We start from the raw sequence: 16428 nt of genomic DNA, 5'->3' as shown, positions 1-16428 counted from the left end.
GGGTGCCTGAGCCGTTGCTCACGTTCGGCCCGGGCCCCTTACGGCTGCCGTGCCCGGGCCTTTAGACTGTGAAAGTAGCGCCCAGTCAGCGCTTCCGCCGCGACCCAATTATCCGTGGGGCCGCGGTCCATAGTTCGGAAGGACTTCTTCTTGCCCAAATCGAGTGCCGCGCGACCGTTTCGCGTCGCCATCATAGGTTCCGGCCCGGCTGGTGTGTACGCTGCGGACATCCTGACAAAGTCGCAGGAGGTCTCCGGCGGCGACGTCGAGGTCAGCATTGACATCTTTGAATCCCACCCGGCACCCTACGGGCTCATCCGTTACGGCGTGGCCCCGGACCACCCGCGCATCAAGGGCATCATGAATGCCCTCCACAAGGTCATGGACCGCGGCGACATCCGCTTCTTCGGCAATGTCACCTACGGGCGCGACCTCACCCTGGCGGACATTCGCTCCTTTTACGACGCCGTCATTTTTGCCACCGGCGCCCTCAAGGATGCGGACCTGAACATTCCCGGGATCGAACTGGACGGCTCCTACGGCGGCGCGGACTTTGTCTCCTGGTACGACGGCAACCCCGACGTTCCCCGCGAATGGCCCCTGCACGCAAAGGAAATTGCCGTCATTGGCAACGGCAATGTTGCCCTGGACGTGGCCCGAATCCTTTCCAAGCATGCCCAGGACCTTCTCGTCACCGAGATTCCCGACAACGTCTACCAGTGCCTGAAATCCTCCCCCGTGACGGACGTGCACATCTTCGGCCGACGCGGCCCCGCCCAGGTCAAGTTCACGCCCCTGGAGTTGCGCGAGCTCTCCCACTCCCGCGACGTCGACATCGTGCTCTATGACGAGGACTTTGACTTTGATGAGGCGTCCGACGCTGCCATGAAGACGAACAACCAGGTCAAGATCATGGTCAACACCCTGGCCAACTGGCTGGCGGAAGAGCACGACGAAACCCGGGTACCGGCGTCGCGCCGCCTGCACCTGCACTTCCTGCACACGCCCGTGGAGGTCATGGGCACCGACGGAAAGGTGTCGGGCATCAGGTTTGAGCGCAACGAGCTGGACGGCACCGGCAACGCCCGCGGCACGGGGGAGTTCATCGACTACCCCGTCCAGGCCGTCTACCGGACCGTTGGGTACTTCGGGTCAGCGCTCCCCGAGGTGTCCTTTGATGCCAGACGGGGCGTCATCCCGAACGACGCCGGCCGCGTGCTCGGTGCCGACGGGGCCCAGGTGCCGGGGCTGTACGCCACGGGCTGGATCAAGCGCGGCCCCGTGGGGCTGATTGGCAGCACCAAGGGCGATGCGCTCGAGACCATCGGCTGCCTGCTGGAGGACCGGCTCAACCTGCCTGTTGCCGAGCACCCCGGGGAACACGAAATTGTTGAGCTGCTGGAATCGCGGGGCGTCAATTACACCACTTGGGAGGGCTGGAACAAGCTGGATGCCCACGAGCAGTCCCTCGGTGCCGCCTACGTTCCCGAACCCGGCATCGAGGTGTCCCGGGAGCGGGTCAAGGTGGTCTCGCGTGAGGAAATGGTGGATATTTCCACGAAATAAGGCGGCTGCGAGGCAGATTTCATGAACAACTTGTCTCGCAATGTGAGATGCCCTCCCGTGGATGTGATTGTTCTGCTATTGCTTCGCTAAAGTCGAGAGGTTGAAAAATCCCTAAGATTGAGCGATTTCCATGAACCTGTTCCGCACCAAATCCATTGAACACTCCCTGGCTGACGCCGATGAACCGGGCCGCACCCTTAAACGGTCGCTGAGCACGTGGGACCTGATGATCATGGGCATCGCCGTGGCCGTGGGCGCGGGCATCTTCTCCGTTGGTGCCAAGGCCGCGGCAAACTACGCCGGCCCGGCCGTGACAATTTCGTTTGTGCTGGCCGCCGTCACCTGCGCGCTGGCGGTCATGTGCTACGCCGAATTTGCCACCGCCATCCCCGTCACGGGCAGCGCCTATGTGTTCACCTATGCCACCATGGGCGAGCTCATGGCCTGGATCATCGGCTGGAACCTGATCCTGGAGCTCCTCATGGCGGCCTCCGTCATTGCGAAGTACTGGGGCGTGTACCTGAGTAACTTCCTGGAAGTTGTGAACGTTGACATCCCCTCCAACTTCTCCGTGCTGGGGCTGACGGTTTATTGGGGACCGCTGGTGGTCGTGGCGGCGTTTACGGTGGTGCTGGTTCTGGGCACCAAGCTGTCCGCCCGGATCAACAATGTGTTCACCATGATCAAGATCGCCATTGTGCTCTTTGTCATTGTGGTTGGATTCTTCTACGTCAAGGCAGCCAACTTCGCCCCCTTCGTCCCCGGCTCGGAACCTGCACCGTCCACGGACACGTCCTGGGCCACGCAGCCGTTCCTGTCCTTTTTGACCGGCGCGAACCCGGCCATGTACGGCTTCACGGGAATCATTTCCGGGGCCGCCCTGGTGTTCTTCGCGTTCATCGGCTTTGACGTGGTGGCCACCAGCGCTGAGGAAGTCAAGAACCCGGCCAAGACGCTGCCGCGCGGCATCTTCGCCGGCCTGGGCGTCGTCACCATCCTTTACATCCTGGTCACCTTGGTGGTGACGGGCATGGTGTCCTACAAGGACCTGGCCAAGCAGGCTGAACCGTCCCTGGCCAGTGCCTTCCAGCTGGTCCATGCAGACTGGGCGGTGGTCATCATTTCGCTCGGCTCGCTCATTGGCCTGACCACGGTGATCATGGTGCTGCTCATGGGCCTGGCCCGGGTGAGCATGGCCATGAGCCGCGACGGCATGCTGCCGCGCGCCCTGAGCCGCACCTCCGACAAACATGGCACGCCGGCCAGGACGCAGATCCTTTGTGGCGGCGTTGTCGCCATCCTTGCCGGGTTCACCCCCGTCGAGCTGCTCAGCGAAATGATCAACATTGGCACGCTGAGCGCCTTTGTCATGGTGAGCATCGGCATCCTGGTGCTCCGGCACAAGCGGCCGGACCTCAAGCCTTCCTTCCGGGTGCCCCTTGGGCCGGTCATTCCGGTCTTGTCAGCGGTCCTGTGCATCTACCTGATGTTCAACCTCGCCACTGTGACGTGGGTGTTCTTCGCCGTCTGGGTTGCCGTGGGCCTGGTCATCTACTTTTCCTACGGGCACTGGAACTCGCGCCTGCGCGGTGAAGAAGCCGAGGGGCTTGCCCCTGCCGTGCCGGCAGCCCTGCGCGGTTAAGGAACTGGCATGAGCCGGCGGGCAGCTGACATTTCGGGGGTGGCCCCTGAATCCGTGCTGCTCGCCGGCGCCGGGCGGGCCATCCTGCTCCAGCTCGCCAACCCGGCAGTGGGCCGCGGAGTGGCATTGCACTCGAACTTTGTTGCAGACCCCCTCCGGCGCCTGCACGGGACCCTCAGTTATGTTTATGCGCTGACCAATGGCAGTCCGGCCCAACAAAGGACGGTCAAGGCGAGGGTCCAGCGGGCCCACCTGCCCGTCAAGGGGGACGGGTCAGGGGCCCAGCCTGCCTACGATGCCGCAGACCCCCAGCTCCAGCTCTGGGTGGCCGCCACGCTGTACGACTCCGGCATGCAGGTGCACGACGCCGTGTTCGGGCCGCTGCCTCCTGGCGCGGCCGAGTCCCTGTACCGCCAGTACGGGGTGCTGGGAACGGCCCTGGGCATGCCTGCGGCGCTGTGGCCCGCAACCCGCTCCGATTTTGCCGCCTACTGGAATGCGCGCCTTGCTGAATTGAGCGTCGACGACTCTGTGCGGGCAGTCGCTGCAGAACTCCTGGCCGCAACAAACGCGCCCGTGTGGGTCAAGGCGCTCATGCCGCTGGCGCGGTTCCTGACGGTGGGCCTGCTCCCTCCCTCCGTCCGGGAGCTCTACGGATTCCGGTGGTCCCGGCGCAATGAAGTATTGCTGGGGGTGTTCTTCAAGTCCGCGGCCGTCCTGGTCCGGGTCACCCCCGCCCGGATCCGCCAGGCACCGATGCATTATTACCTCAAACGGCACGGCTGAATCGAGTCTCCGCGGCCGGCGTTTGGGGAGCCAGGAGGGGTGGGATGTACAGGATGACAGGATCGCCGGCGGTGTTGATTCCGCGGCAACAGGACCTGACCGTCGGTCGCGACTTTGGGGGTTTACTTTGCCTGGACCCCAGTGTTGACTTTCCACTATGGAAAATGACTCTGCGAACGCAATGGACTCACTATCCGCAATTCGCCAGGGGCATGAACGGGCCACCATGCATACCCGTGCTCCGTGGTGGTACTACCCGATCCTCGGCGCGGGTTATGCGCTATTGGGCCTTGCTTCCGCATTGAGCGGTTCGATCATCCGAACCCTTGCCCTGATTGCGTTCCTGGCCGCCTCGAAGCTGTTGCAGAGAGGCTTCCGGCGTGCGACTGGCGTGTGGGTTGGGGGTTTGCGAAGCGGGGTTGCTACGTGGTGGTCGATTGGGTTTCTGTCGGTATCCCTTGGCACAATCTGTGCTGGCTGTTTGGTCAGCGACCATATTGGAAAGGCCTGGCCAGCGTGGATCATGGCTGTTCTAGTCTGGCTTGAAACACTCCTTTACGGATTCCTCTTTGACCACGCGCTTCGGCGACAACTGCGTCCGGCTCTCTCATGACCACAGCAATGGATGGCTTCAACGACACGATCCATCCGCCGAGACGGTTGTTTATTTGCTCATTCTTGGCCACCCTCGACGAGGCTGAATTCGGCACCTTGCGGGATGCTGCAGGCATCACCGATTCATCCCTGAGTAAACACCTGTCAGCACTCGCGGGCGCTGGCTACGTGCGTATTCGAAAACCCACCGAACGAGGCCGCGTGCGCACCTGGGTGGCATTGACCGCCGAGGGGCGCCGGGCATTCGAAAAACACCGTCAAGCCCTTCGACGGCTATTGCGGGGGTAGCTCCCAAGCTTCAGCCCTCAAAATCAAGGCCGGAATGCGCGGTCTTGCCATGCAGCTCCCAAGGCACCGCCGCCACCGTAAATCCGCCATCGGCCCCCGCTGGCCTGGGCTATGGAGCCGCGTAGCGGATGGTCCAATCGACAAGGGGGCGCAGTTGTTCCCAGTGCCTGGCAACTTCATCCTTGGCATGGGCGGTGTCCATCCACTCCGGCTGTCCCAGGTGCATCGAGGCGCTGAGCGTCTTGTGCTTGAGCAGCTCCCCGCGCGGGTGGTCCCTGGGGAATCCGCGGGGAACGTTCTTGAGCTCCTGACCGTCAACAGAAAAACCGGACCCCGAAAGAGTTTCAACAATGCGGGCCAGTGCACCGCCGCTGGCGGGGGCGTCCACGGCCGTGCGGAAGCGGGCCAGCTGCGCCGGTGAGCTGGAATGGAAGCCGCCGCCCACCAGGAGGCCGTCGGCACTGACTTGGAGGTAGAAACCCACGCCCTCATGGTTGGAAACGAACGCGCCCTGCGCCGTCTTGTAGGGGGACTTGTCCGGCGAAAAGCGCACGTCCCGGTACGGGCGGAACAACTTCGCCGGGCCAAAGACCGGGGCCAGCCCGTCAAGGAGCGCTTCGAGCGGGCGCCTCACGGCGTCGTCGTAGGTGTCCTTGTGTGCCAGCCACCAGTCGCGGTTGTTGTTGTCCTCGAGTTCGGCGTAAAACCCGCTCGCAGCGGTGGGGATGCCCGTAAAAGTTTCCATGAAATGAGCCTACGGACATCCAAGTGTGTGCAACAGGGGGACCATGGAAGGTGTGGACAGCCGCAATGGCGGCCATGCCTGTGGAGGGTTGATTGCACAAGAAGGCTTTATTGGACTCAGTCCAAAAAGCATGAAAGGATGAAGACATGGTCGATGCAGGGGATCCAGGAGACATGTTGCGGGCAGCCCGGCTGCGCGTGACACGTCCGCGCCTTGCCGTGCTGGAGGCCGTCCGCGCCCATCCGCATGCGGATGCCGACACCATCATCGGTGTGGTCCGGGAAGGGCTTGGCACGGTTTCCAAGCAGGCCGTGTATGACGTTTTGGCGGCACTCACGGCGGCGCGGCTGGTGCACCGGATTGAGCCTTCCGGCTCGCCGGCGCGCTTCGAGGCCCGCGTTGGGGACAACCACCACCACGTGGTGTGCCGCAGCTGTGGCGAGATCGCCGACGTCGACTGTGCAGTGGGGGAGGCCCCGTGCCTGCATGCCTCCGACGACCACGGCTTCATGATCGATGAGGCCGAGGTCATCTACTGGGGCACCTGTCCGGACTGCGCGGCCAAGAACGCCCTGCCCAGCCCGTAAAGCTGCCCGTAGAGACTTGACTATCAATCCAATCCACAAGGAGCGAACATAAAGATGGCTAACGACAACACCTTGCCGCTGACCACTGTGGCCGGAGCACCGGTTGCCAACAACCAGGACAGCCTCACGGCCGGACCCCGCGGGCCCATGCTGCTCCAGGATGTCTGGTTCCTGGAAAAGATGGCGCACTTTGACCGCGAAGTCATCCCGGAGCGCCGCATGCACGCCAAGGGCTCCGGCGCCTTCGGCACGCTGACCATCACCAATGACATCTCCCAGTACACCAGCGCGAAGGTGTTCTCCGAGGTGGGCAAGAAGACGGAGATGTTTGCCCGCTTCTCCACCGTGGCCGGCGAACGCGGCGCTGCCGACGCCGAGCGCGACATCCGTGGCTTTGCCGTTAAGTTTTACACCGAGGAAGGCAACTGGGACCTGGTGGGCAACAACACCCCCGTCTTCTTCTTCCGCGACCCCCTAAAGTTCCCCGACCTCAACCACGCAGTGAAGCGTGACCCGCGCACCAACCTGCGCAGTGCCGAGAACAACTGGGACTTCTGGACCAACCTGCCCGAGTCCCTGCACCAGGTCACCATTGTCATGTCGGACCGCGGCATCCCGGCGTCCTACCGCCACATGCACGGCTTCGGCTCGCACACCTACTCGCTGATCAATGCCGAGGGCGAGCGCTTCTGGGTCAAGTTCCACCACGTTACGCAGCAGGGCATCAAGAACCTCACGGATGAGGAGGCCGGCGCCCTGGTCGGCTCGGATCGCGAGTCCCACCAGCGCGACCTTTTCGACTCGATCGAGAACGGCGACTTCCCGAAGTGGAAGCTCATGGTCCAGGTCATGCCCGAGGCCGACGCCGAGACGTACAAGTACCACCCCTTTGACCTGACCAAGGTCTGGTCCAAGAAGGACTACCCCCTCATCGAGGTGGGCGAGTGGGAACTGAACCGCAACGCAGAGAACTACTTTGCCGACGTCGAGCAGGCAGCGTTCTCCCCGGCCAACGTGGTCCCGGGCATCAGCTTCTCCCCTGACCGCATGCTCCAGGGCCGGCTCTTCTCCTACGGGGACGCGCAGCGCTACCGCCTCGGCGTGAACCACCACCAGATCCCGGTGAACGCCCCGAAGGCGCCCGTCAACTCCTACCACCGTGACGGCGCCATGCGAGTTGACGGCAACCAGGGCCGCACGCCCAGCATCGAGCCGAACTCCTACAGCCGCTGGAGCCAGCAGTCAGCCTACGCAGACCCCGCGCTTGCAGTCGGCGCCACCGCGGACCGCTTCAACTACCGCGAGGACGACGCCAACTACTTCGAGCAGCCCGGAATCCTGTTCCGCGAGAAGATGAGCGAAGAGCAGCGCCAGGTCCTGTTCGAGAACACTGCCCGTGCCATCGACGGCGCCTCCCAGGCAACCATTGAGCGCCACATCTACAACTGCACCCAGGCAGACCCCGCCTACGGTGAAGGAGTGCGCAAGGCCATCGAGGCCCTGCAGGCGTCCAAGTAGCCCCTGCCCCAAGCACGACGGCGGCACCCGACTTTCGCATCAAGCGGAAGGCGGGTGCCGCTGTCGTTTCGCAACGCCTCGACGCTCCCTCACCAAATGGGGCATTCTCGCGATCGCTCCCTCAGCAAGCGGGGTCCCTTCCTATGTCTGGACGCGCTGACCCGCCCGATGAGGGAGCGTCGGCCAAAACGCCTCGAAATGTGAGGGAGGGCCGGGATAAAAAGCGCGAAAAGTGAGGGAGCGTCACTTGGGGAGGTTAGGGGAGGAGGTGTTCGCGGCCGAACATTGCGGCGGCAGCACGGGCTGTTGGGGTACCGGAGTCGAGGTCGGCGCCGGCTGCCACCAGCAGGGCCACCACGGCTTCCTCGCCCTTGAACAGGGCGCCGGCAACGGGGGACTGGTCGCGGCCATTGCGGATGTTGGCGTCAGCGCCGCGGTCCAGCAGCATCTTCACCGTCTCGGGACGGCCGCTGTAGGCCGCCAGCATGAGCAGGGTGTTCCCGCCTGCATCCTGGACGTCTGCGTCCAGGCCGTGGTCCAGGAACTCCGCGAGCTCGGCGGTCTTGCCTTCGCGGGCCAGGTCCATGGCGAGGGCAATGACCTTGGCGGCCTGTTCGTCACTAAGCGAAGAAGTGGAAGTCATGTGTCCACAGTAGGCGATGGGCCGCCCGGATTCCCATCCAGGGCCGCCCCGCGCGGCAGGTCCAGGCCGGCTGCCACGAAATCGCGCGGCAGGCCGTCAGCTTCGCCACGCCGGCGGGTGAAGAGATGCAGTGTGGCGGGATCCGGGGCGTCCCAAATATCCGTGGCCCACACGGTGCATCCGTGGGCGGCCGGGCGTGAATGGGAGGCAAGGCCTTGGAGCGTGCCGGCCAGCTCCACCACTGACGCCGGGGCCAGCCGGTCAAGGCTTGGGGTCGGGAAACGTGAAATGGCCGTCCAGTGCCCGACGCGGAAGGGTTCGCCGGAAATGGGCCGCACCGGCTCAATGTGAAAGGGGCGGTCCTCCCAGCCCGGGGGTTCCCACGACCGGTCCTGGCCCGGCGCCGGGTCCCCGGGCCGGCGGCCGGGCAGGGGATCAGGGAAAGGAGTTTCGGCCTCCACGGGCCATTCCTGGCCGGCCCGTTCGGTCCCGGCCAGCCAGCTGCGAAGTTCCGCATCGAGCGCCTCGGTTCCCGCCGCCGCAGTCCTCTGGTGGGCCGGCAAGCGCAAGGCGGTGGCCGCCGTCGTGCTTCCCGGCCAGTGGAAAAAGAGGTGGAGGGTGGGCGTGGACGTTTCTGCGAGTGGTTCGCCAACGGCGTCGCCCACTGGCTGCCAGTTCAGGGACATGTACAGCTGCGCGGCGGTGGCGCCGCACACCGCGGTCAGCGCCTTGCGCAAGCGGCCGTAGGAGTGCAGGAGGCCGGCGGCGGAATCGGGGCCGAAGGCGATGGCCGGATCGTTGAGGCGGAGCACCAGATGCCCCTCCGTGAGTGGGAACTTGGGCCGCCTGGCGCTCCAGAATGTGGAGGAATACAGCTGCGTTTGAAGCTGAGGCATGGTGTTCCCCTTCCAGCGCGCCCGGAGTCCGTTGGTGCATTGCCAGCATAGCCGAGGGAACGGGCCGCCCGGATAGGCTGGGCTGGTGCCAAAACTGTTTGCCGACGTGACCCCGCTAAGGGAGAGTCCGGCCTTCCGCAGGTTGTGGATGGGCAACGGGCTGTCCTCGATCGGCACCCAGCTGACCGTCGTGGCCGTCAGCCTGGAGGTGTATGACCTCACCGGCTCCACGCTGGCCGTGGGCATGCTGGGCTTGGTGGCCCTGGTTCCGCTGGTGTTTGCCGGCCTCTATGGTGGCGCCATTGCCGACGCCCATGACCGGCGCCGTGTGGCACTGATGTCCTCCACAGTGCTCTGGCTGGTGACCATCGGCATTGCCCTGCAGGCCTGGCTGGGGGTGGGCAGCGTGTGGCTGTTGTACGGCCTGGTGGCGGTGCAGTCCGCGGCAGCCGGTGTCAACGGTTCGGCCCGCAGCGCCATCGTTCCCCGCCTGGTGCGGCTGGACCTGCTGCCGGCCGCGAATGCGCTGAGCATGATTGTCATGGGGCTGGGCACCACCATCGGCCCCCTGATGGCGGGCATCCTGGTGGCCAATGTGGGCTACGGCTGGACCTACACCGTGGATGTGCTGACCTTCACAGCCTCACTGTGGGCCCTGTTCAAGCTCCCGCCGCTGCCGCCGCTGGCCAGGGACGACGGCGGCGAAGTGGGGCGGGCTGGGCTCAAGTCGGTGCTGGAGGGCTTCGCGTTTCTGGGCAGCCGCAAGAACGTCCGGATGACGTTTTTGGTGGACATGTGCGCCATGGTGTTCGCCCTGCCGAGGGCGCTGCTGCCGGCCATCGGGGCCGTGTGGCTGGGTGGCGGGGAGCAGACGGCCGGGATCCTGCTGGCCTCCATCGCGGCGGGCTCGTTTTTGGCGGCGCTGTTCTCGGGACCGCTGGGCGGGGTGCGGCGCCAGGGCCTGGCCGTGGTCTGGTCGATCACGCTCTGGGGTGCGGCCATTGTTGCGCTGGGCGGCGCAGTCCTGGCCGGCGGACGCCACGCACACGACGCCGGGACCTCGCCCTGGCTGGTGGCCGCCGTGGCCGCCCTGGTGGTGGCGGGCGTGGCGGATTCCATCAGTTCGGTGTTCCGCTCCACCATCCTGCAGTCAGCAACCCCGGACCATCTCCGGGGGCGGCTGCAAGGCATCTTCGTGGTGGTCGTGACGGGCGGCCCGCGATTGGGGGACGTATTTTCCGGTTCCATGGGGCAGTGGCGCGGGGAAGGATGGGCAGCTGTCATTGGCGGCGTGCTGTGCGTGGCGGCAGTGTGGACGCTGGCATGGTGGCAACGCGGGTTCATCCGCTATGACGCCCGCCACCCCGAGCCCTGAACCGGGAACAACCACCCTGGATGGCTCGTTTAACGAAGGACAGCGGCTTTGAATGAAAGGGATGGATTGTGCACAGGCACTTCAACGGAGTGAAGACCGCAGCGCTTTTTGGGGTGCTGTGGGCCGTTCTGCTGGGCATTGGCGCCATCATCGCCGGGAGCACCCGCAGCGCCGCACCGCTGTGGATCTTTGCGCTGATTGGCGTTGGTACCACGGCCTACGGCTACTGGAACAGCGACAAGATCGCCATCCGCTCCATGCAGGCCTATCCCGTGACGGAAGCGCAGGCGCCGGGGATCTACCGCATTGTCCGTGAACTCTCCGGCCGGGCCAAGCAGCCCATGCCTGCCATCTACATTTCACCCACGCAGGCGCCCAACGCCTTCGCCACCGGCCGCAACCCCCAGCATGCCGCAGTCTGCTGCACTGAGGGCATTCTCAACCTCCTGGACGAACGCGAACTGCGGGGCGTGCTGGGCCACGAGCTGATGCACGTCTACAACCGGGACATCCTCACGTCTTCGGTGGCGGCTGCCGTGGCCGGCGTCATCACATCCGTGGCGCAGATGATGCTGTTCTTTGGCGGCGGCGACCGCAGGAACGCCAACCCGCTGGCCATGATCGCCATGGCCCTGCTGGCACCCATGGCGGCCTCCATGATCCAGCTGGCCATCAGCCGCACCCGTGAATACGACGCCGACGAAGACGGTGCCAAGCTGACAGACGACCCCCTGGCGCTCGCCTCGGCCCTGCGCAAGCTGGAAGTGGGCGTCCAGCAGGCGCCCTTGCCGGAGGAACAAAACCTGGTCAACACCAGCCACCTCATGATCGCGAACCCGTTCCGCAACGGCGGCGCCCGCAAGCTGTTCTCCACCCACCCGCCCATGGCCGACCGGATTGCACGCCTGGAAAAGATGGCCGGCCGGCCGCTGGGCTGAAGACCTCCGGCTGCGGCCTTAGGCGAAGCCGGCCAGGACCAGCGCGGCGTGGGTGAGCGTTTCGCGCCCCGTCGTGGCATGGGGCGACAGGCGGATGCGGTGCCTCCCATGCAGGGTGGCGGTGATGCCGGCCAGGGCAAGCGCCGCATGTGCCTCTGCGGCGTTGCCGTCGGGAAAGCCTGCCACCACAATCCCGGCCCGCTGCCCAACGTGACGCGGAGAGAAGACTTCCACGCCGGCGTCGTCCAGGGAATCGATGAGGAAGCCGGCGGAAGCCTGGATGTGCGCGGCAATCCGCCCCAGGCCCGTCTCCTCCACAAGCTCCAGGGCCGTGGCGAAGGCTCCGGTGGCGAACGGGGAGAGGTTGGTGACGCCGTGCTTGAGGGCGTCCGCCCGCGGTGAATGCTCGACGGCGTCGTAGGTGGTGGGATTCTCGACTCCGGTCCAGCCGCCCAGTGCCGGGCGGATCCGCTCCAGTGCGTTGGCGGACAGCGCCATGGCACCGGCACCCCAACCGCCCCGCACCCATTTTTGGCTGCCCGTGACGATGGCGTCGGCCACGGTCCAGTCCGCCTCCACGGCACCAAATCCCTGAATCGCGTCCACCAGGAGCAGCCGTTCCGGCCCGATCAGCTCGCGCAGGGCCGGAAGGTCGGTGCGCCGGCCCGTGCGGAAGTCCACGGCGCTCACGGCCACGGCAGTGACGTCGGGAGCCAAGTGCGCCGCGACGAGCTCCGGCGTCACCGGAACGCCAGGGGCACCCATGAGCCTCACGTCCAGCTGCCCGGCCTGCTGCGCCCGCAGCCAGGGATACACATTCGCCGGGAACTCCGCTGCCCCGACAAGCACAGCGCCCGGCGTGCCGAACGCAAGCTGGAACAGACCGTAGGAAGCGGCCGGGACCAGGGCAACGCTGTCCAGGGGGAAGCCGGACAGGCGGGAAAAGACTGCCCTGGCGTGGTCGTCCTCGGCATGCAACCGCCCGCTGGCACCCACCGCACCCTGGGCGGCGTCGGCCATCAAGGCGGCGGCCGTCTCCAGGACGGGGACGGACGGCGGCCCGTAGCTGGCGAAGTTCAGGTAGCCCTCATCCTCCCTGAAAGCGGCAAGGTAGCCGGCTGGAAGTGAAGATGGTGCCTGCATGGGCTGGGCTCCTCGCGATGGGTTTTTGGGGACCGCACCATCCGTGACTGCGCGTACCCGTAACTGCACAAAACGTTAGCGCACGCAGCGGCCTTCAAGGTTCTGGGACAGAATGGGGGTATGCGATTGATCCTGATTCGACACGGCCAGACCTCCAGCAACATCAAAAGCCTGCTGGACACCGCCGTCCCCGGTCCCGGGCTGACCCCCCTGGGGCTGCGCCAGGCTGCCGCGGTGCCTGCAGCCCTGGACGGAACCCGGGTGGATGCCCTGTATGTTTCCAACCTGACGCGCACAGCCCTGACGGCAGCGCCGCTGGCCGCCCAACGGCAACTGGTGCCGCTGGTCCGCGACGGGCTGCGCGAAATCAGTGCCGGCTCCCTGGAAATGAAGGGGGACAAGGAATCGCTCACGGCCTATCTTGAAACCGTCAAGGCGTGGCTGACGGGCAATTTGGGCGTCCGCATGCCCGGCGCGGACACAGGCGCGGAAGTGCTTGAGCGGTTTGACGCGGTGGTGGAAGAGGCCGCGGCCGCCGGGGCGGGTTCCGTGGCCATGGTCAGCCACGGTGCCATGATCAGGTTCTGGGCCGGCCACCGCAGCACCAACATCGACTGGCTCGATGAAAAGTACCATGAGCTCTCCAACACCGGCATCGTCACGCTGGAAGGGGTGCCCGGCGGCGGGCCGGCCCGGGGCGGCTGGACGGTGACGGACTGGCACGGGATGCCGGCCGGCGGTTTGGCAGGTTCGGACTTTGACGGCCCGGCAGCGGAGCTTGCGGCCGAACAGTTCGCCAGTCACGGCGGAACCTCGCCCAACGGCCGGGACCGGGCCGGCAGTGTCCAGGAATAAGCCCTCGGCGCGGCGCGGCGGCACGGAGGCCGGCGCGGCTGGCGTGCAGGTCCCGTTCAGCACGGTCAACCTGTGGCGGCTAAAAAAACTCAGCTGGGTGTGGCTCGCAACGGCGGCGGTCTGCATTGCCCTGTTGGCTGTCGGGGCGCCCCTGAACACCAGCGTCTACCGGATGGTGCTGCCCTTTGGCCTGGGCATGGCCATCCTGCACGCGGCATCGCTGGGCCTCACGGCGGCGCGGCCAATTGCCGGGGTGCTGGTGTCGCTGGTCCCCATGATTGTCATGCCCATGGTGTCCAATCCCGTGGGCTCGGTGCCCATGCCGTTCACCGTGGTGGCGATGGTCACCCAGGTCCTGGTGATCTGCGTGGCCGGGCTGCGCAGCCACTGGATGATTGCGGCAGCCGCCTGGCTGCTGAGCGTTGGCGTGGGCGTGATGTCCAACTACTGGTCCATGCCGCACGGCCAGACCGAGGGCGCCCAAATCAACGTGGTGATCTTCGCGGCAGTGTCCGGCGGGCTGTTGGTGGCGTCCGTCGTGGCGCAGCAGTGGCAGCACCTGCGCGCCGAACTTGCCGCCGAGCGCACGGTCAGCGCCGAGGAACAGTCGCGGCGCCGGCTGGCCGAGGAGCGCACCCGCATCGCCCGCGAGCTCCACGACGTGGTGGCCCACGGCATGTCCGTGGTGGTGGTCCAGGCGACGACGGCGGCCTACCGGCACCCGGGCCTGTCCGAGGAACTCAAGCAGGAATTTGACGACATCGCGGACAACTCGCGCCGGGCCATGACCGAAATGCGCAGCATGCTCGGCTCCCTGCGCAACTCCGGTTCCGGGCGCGAATTGGGACCCCAGCCCGGGCTGGGGGACCTGCCCGGGCTGCTGGCCTCCGCCCGCAAGGCGGGAGTGAGCGTCCAGGACCCCGACATGTCCGGCGTGGACCTGGGCAGCGTGGGCGAGGTGGTGGCACTGACCACCTACCGCATTGTCCAGGAGGCGCTGAGCAACGTGGTCCGGCACGCGCCGGGCGCCGTGGTCACCATCACCTTTGAAACCACTGCCGACCACCTGGAGTTCTCGGTGGTCAACTCTCCCTCGGCCATCGGTGCCGTGATGGCACAGCTGGACCGCGGCGGGCATGTGGGGCAGGGGCTGATCGGCATGCGGGAGCGGGCCACCATTGTGGGGGGATCCATCTTTTGCACCCCGATTCCCGGCGGCGGGTTTTCCGTCGCGGCAACCTTCCCCCTGACCAGCGTGGGCAAGGGCCGCAACGGGAAGGGGCTGGCGTGAACATTCGAGTATTGGTCGTTGACGACCAGGCCATGGTGCGCCAGGGCTTCGCCGCGTTGCTGGGCGCACAGCCGGACATTGACATTGTTGGCCAGGCCGAGGACGGCGCCCAGGCAGTCGCCATGGCCGCGGCGGAACAGCCGGATGTGGTGCTGATGGATGTGCGCATGCCCGTCATGGACGGGCTCGAGGCGGCCAGGCGGATCCTGGCGGACCCTCCAGGCCGCGGGGGGCAGGGCATCCATGTGCTCATGCTGACCACCTTTGACGTGGACGACTACGTCTACGACGCCCTCAAGCTGGGGGCCAGCGGTTTCCTGCTCAAGGACGCCCTCGCCGATGAACTGGTGGCGGCCGTGCGGATTGTCGCGTCCGGGGATGCACTGCTGGCCCCGTCGGTGACGCGCCGGCTCATTGAGCAATTTGCCCACGCCGCACCGCGTCAGGAGCTCTCCCGGGAACGGCTGGAAGGGTTGACGGAGCGTGAACTGGAGGTCATGACCCTGGTGGGTCGCGGATTCTCCAACCATGAAATTGCCGCGGAACTGTTCATTGCCCAACAGACCGTCAAGACGCACGTGAGCAAAATCCTGGCGAAGCTGAGGCTTCGCGACCGGGTGCAAATGGTGGTGCTCGCCTATGACACCGGGCTGGTCCAGCCCGGTGCCTAGGCCTGGGGCTTAGCTTGCCGGCGGCTGCATGATCTTGAACATGGCCCCCGTGGGGTCGGTCAGCCCGGCCAGGCGCCCGAACGGGGTGTCCTCGGCCGGCTGGATCACGGTGGCGCCCAGCGAAAGTGCCGTGGCCACGGCGGCGTCGGTGTCGTCCACCTGGAAGTAGACCTGCCAGGTGGAGGGGACCTGCTCGGGAAGGTCGTTGGTGGCGTCGAGGACGCCGGCCAGGGCGTCATGGCCCTCGCCCAGGGTTGAGTACTTGAACTCGGCGGTGTCGCTCATGACGAAGGTCTTCCAGCCGAAGACGTCCTGGTAGAACTTGAGCGCGGCGGGGTAGTCCTTGGTCCACAGTTCGTGCCAGTTGGCCGCACCGCTGACGGCGTGGGCCTGGAAGCCGGTGTGCCCGCCAAATTCCCACACGCCCACTGATGCGCCGGACGGATCGCCCAGCATGGCCATCTTGCCCTGCTCCGGCACGTCCATGGGCGGCATGTACGTGACCCCGCCGCCAGCGGTGGCTGCGGCGACGGTGGCGTCAATGTCGTCAACGCGCAGGTAGGTGGACCACATGTCCGGATAGCCGCCGTCGTCCTGGCTGCTTTGCATCAGGCCTGCCACGGACTTCCCGTCCTTGAACGCCATGGTGTATCCGCCGTACTTTTCGACGTCGCCGGTTTCGTAGGTCCAGCCAAAGAGGGCCGTGTAGAACTCCTTCGCCTTTGCGGGGTCTGAGGTCATCAAGTCAACCCAGCAGGGTGCGCCGGCGGGGATCTCCGCAGTGCTCATTGGAACTCCTTTGAGAGGTGGAATGAATGAGGGAACAAGCCACGAGCCTATGCGCCTTGAAGCCCCGGGACAAGGGCACG

16 protein-coding genes are annotated in these 16428 nt (G+C 65.8%); 11 read left to right on the top strand and 5 right to left on the bottom strand.

Translation table 11 applies throughout. The features are described from left to right. The first annotated feature begins 150 nt into the window (after positions 1-150). From G6N77_RS16160 to G6N77_RS16145, 4 genes are all read left to right on the top strand, one after another. Positions 151-1566 carry an FAD-dependent oxidoreductase gene (locus G6N77_RS16160; protein ID WP_165183202.1) on the top strand — a complete coding sequence of 472 codons (1416 nt, stop codon included), beginning with the start codon at positions 151-153 and terminating at the stop codon, positions 1564-1566. Positions 1567-1696: 130 nt separating this feature from the next. Beyond that, on the top strand, positions 1697-3208 hold the full coding sequence (locus G6N77_RS16155; RefSeq protein ID WP_165183201.1) for an amino acid permease: 1512 nt from the start codon (positions 1697-1699) through the stop codon (positions 3206-3208). Between the two features lie 9 nt (positions 3209-3217). Beyond that, on the top strand, positions 3218-3994 hold the full coding sequence (locus G6N77_RS16150; protein WP_165183200.1) for an oxygenase MpaB family protein: 777 nt from the start codon (positions 3218-3220) through the stop codon (positions 3992-3994). Between the two features lie 609 nt (positions 3995-4603). After that, entirely contained in the window at positions 4604-4897 is a 294-nt protein-coding gene (locus G6N77_RS16145) for a transcriptional regulator (RefSeq protein WP_165183199.1), read from the top strand. Positions 4898-5006: 109 nt separating this feature from the next. Here G6N77_RS16145 and G6N77_RS16140 read toward each other — a convergent pair whose 3' ends face one another. Beyond that, positions 5007-5642: a DUF2461 domain-containing protein gene (locus G6N77_RS16140; protein ID WP_165183198.1), complete on the bottom strand. Its 636-nt coding sequence runs from the start codon at positions 5640-5642 to the stop codon at positions 5007-5009. 146 nt (positions 5643-5788) lie between these two features. Between G6N77_RS16140 and G6N77_RS16135 the strand changes: the two genes are divergently transcribed. After that, positions 5789-6229, top strand: coding sequence for a Fur family transcriptional regulator (locus tag G6N77_RS16135; protein ID WP_165183197.1), 441 nt, complete (start codon positions 5789-5791; stop codon positions 6227-6229). A 54-nt stretch (positions 6230-6283) separates the two neighbouring features. Continuing rightward, positions 6284-7747, top strand: coding sequence for a catalase (locus G6N77_RS16130; RefSeq protein WP_165183196.1), 1464 nt, complete (start codon positions 6284-6286; stop codon positions 7745-7747). A gap of 256 nt (positions 7748-8003) precedes the next feature. Here G6N77_RS16130 and G6N77_RS16125 read toward each other — a convergent pair whose 3' ends face one another. Together G6N77_RS16125 and G6N77_RS16120 are read right to left on the bottom strand one after the other, a co-directional pair. Further along, positions 8004-8390 (bottom strand): ankyrin repeat domain-containing protein, encoded by a 387-nt coding sequence (locus G6N77_RS16125; RefSeq protein WP_165183195.1) that lies wholly within the window; start codon positions 8388-8390, stop codon positions 8004-8006. Then, positions 8387-9286: a hypothetical protein gene (locus G6N77_RS16120; RefSeq protein WP_165183194.1), complete on the bottom strand. Its 900-nt coding sequence runs from the start codon at positions 9284-9286 to the stop codon at positions 8387-8389. The genes G6N77_RS16125 and G6N77_RS16120 overlap by 4 nt, the downstream gene beginning before the upstream one ends. Positions 9287-9371: 85 nt before the next feature. Between G6N77_RS16120 and G6N77_RS16115 the strand changes: the two genes are divergently transcribed. Then, the gene (locus tag G6N77_RS16115) at positions 9372-10661 is read left to right on the top strand and encodes an MFS transporter (RefSeq protein WP_165183193.1); all 1290 of its coding nucleotides are present in this window, start codon (positions 9372-9374) and stop codon (positions 10659-10661) included. 68 nt (positions 10662-10729) lie between these two features. Next, on the top strand, positions 10730-11599 hold the full coding sequence (gene htpX, locus G6N77_RS16110; RefSeq protein ID WP_165183192.1) for a zinc metalloprotease HtpX: 870 nt from the start codon (positions 10730-10732) through the stop codon (positions 11597-11599). A gap of 18 nt (positions 11600-11617) precedes the next feature. Here htpX and G6N77_RS16105 read toward each other — a convergent pair whose 3' ends face one another. Next, positions 11618-12742: an aminotransferase class V-fold PLP-dependent enzyme gene (locus G6N77_RS16105; RefSeq protein ID WP_165183191.1), complete on the bottom strand. Its 1125-nt coding sequence runs from the start codon at positions 12740-12742 to the stop codon at positions 11618-11620. 120 nt (positions 12743-12862) lie between these two features. Here G6N77_RS16105 and G6N77_RS16100 point away from each other — a divergent pair, with 120 nt between their 5' ends. From G6N77_RS16100 to G6N77_RS16090, 3 genes are read left to right on the top strand one after another with little or no spacing between them, the layout of a single operon-like run. Then, on the top strand, positions 12863-13597 hold the full coding sequence (locus G6N77_RS16100) for a histidine phosphatase family protein (protein ID WP_165183190.1): 735 nt from the start codon (positions 12863-12865) through the stop codon (positions 13595-13597). Then, a complete protein-coding gene (locus G6N77_RS20380) occupies positions 13584-14888 on the top strand; it encodes a sensor histidine kinase (protein WP_165183189.1) in 1305 nt (434 codons plus the stop codon). Before G6N77_RS16100 ends, G6N77_RS20380 begins: the two co-directional genes overlap by 14 nt. Beyond that, entirely contained in the window at positions 14885-15559 is a 675-nt protein-coding gene (locus G6N77_RS16090) for a response regulator transcription factor (protein ID WP_165183188.1), read from the top strand. Before G6N77_RS20380 ends, G6N77_RS16090 begins: the two co-directional genes overlap by 4 nt. Positions 15560-15568: 9 nt before the next feature. On the opposite strand, the gene G6N77_RS16085 is transcribed toward G6N77_RS16090, so the two are convergent. Continuing rightward, positions 15569-16348, bottom strand: coding sequence for a VOC family protein (locus G6N77_RS16085; protein WP_165183187.1), 780 nt, complete (start codon positions 16346-16348; stop codon positions 15569-15571). Between the last annotated feature and the right edge of the window lie 80 nt (positions 16349-16428).

Origin of the sequence: Arthrobacter silviterrae (assembly GCF_011045165.1) — a bacterium.
GTDB lineage: Bacteria > Actinomycetota > Actinomycetes > Actinomycetales > Micrococcaceae > Specibacter > Specibacter silviterrae.
The sequence above is the reverse complement of the archived record's forward strand: the minus strand, read 5'-3'. Positions and strand labels throughout refer to the sequence as shown.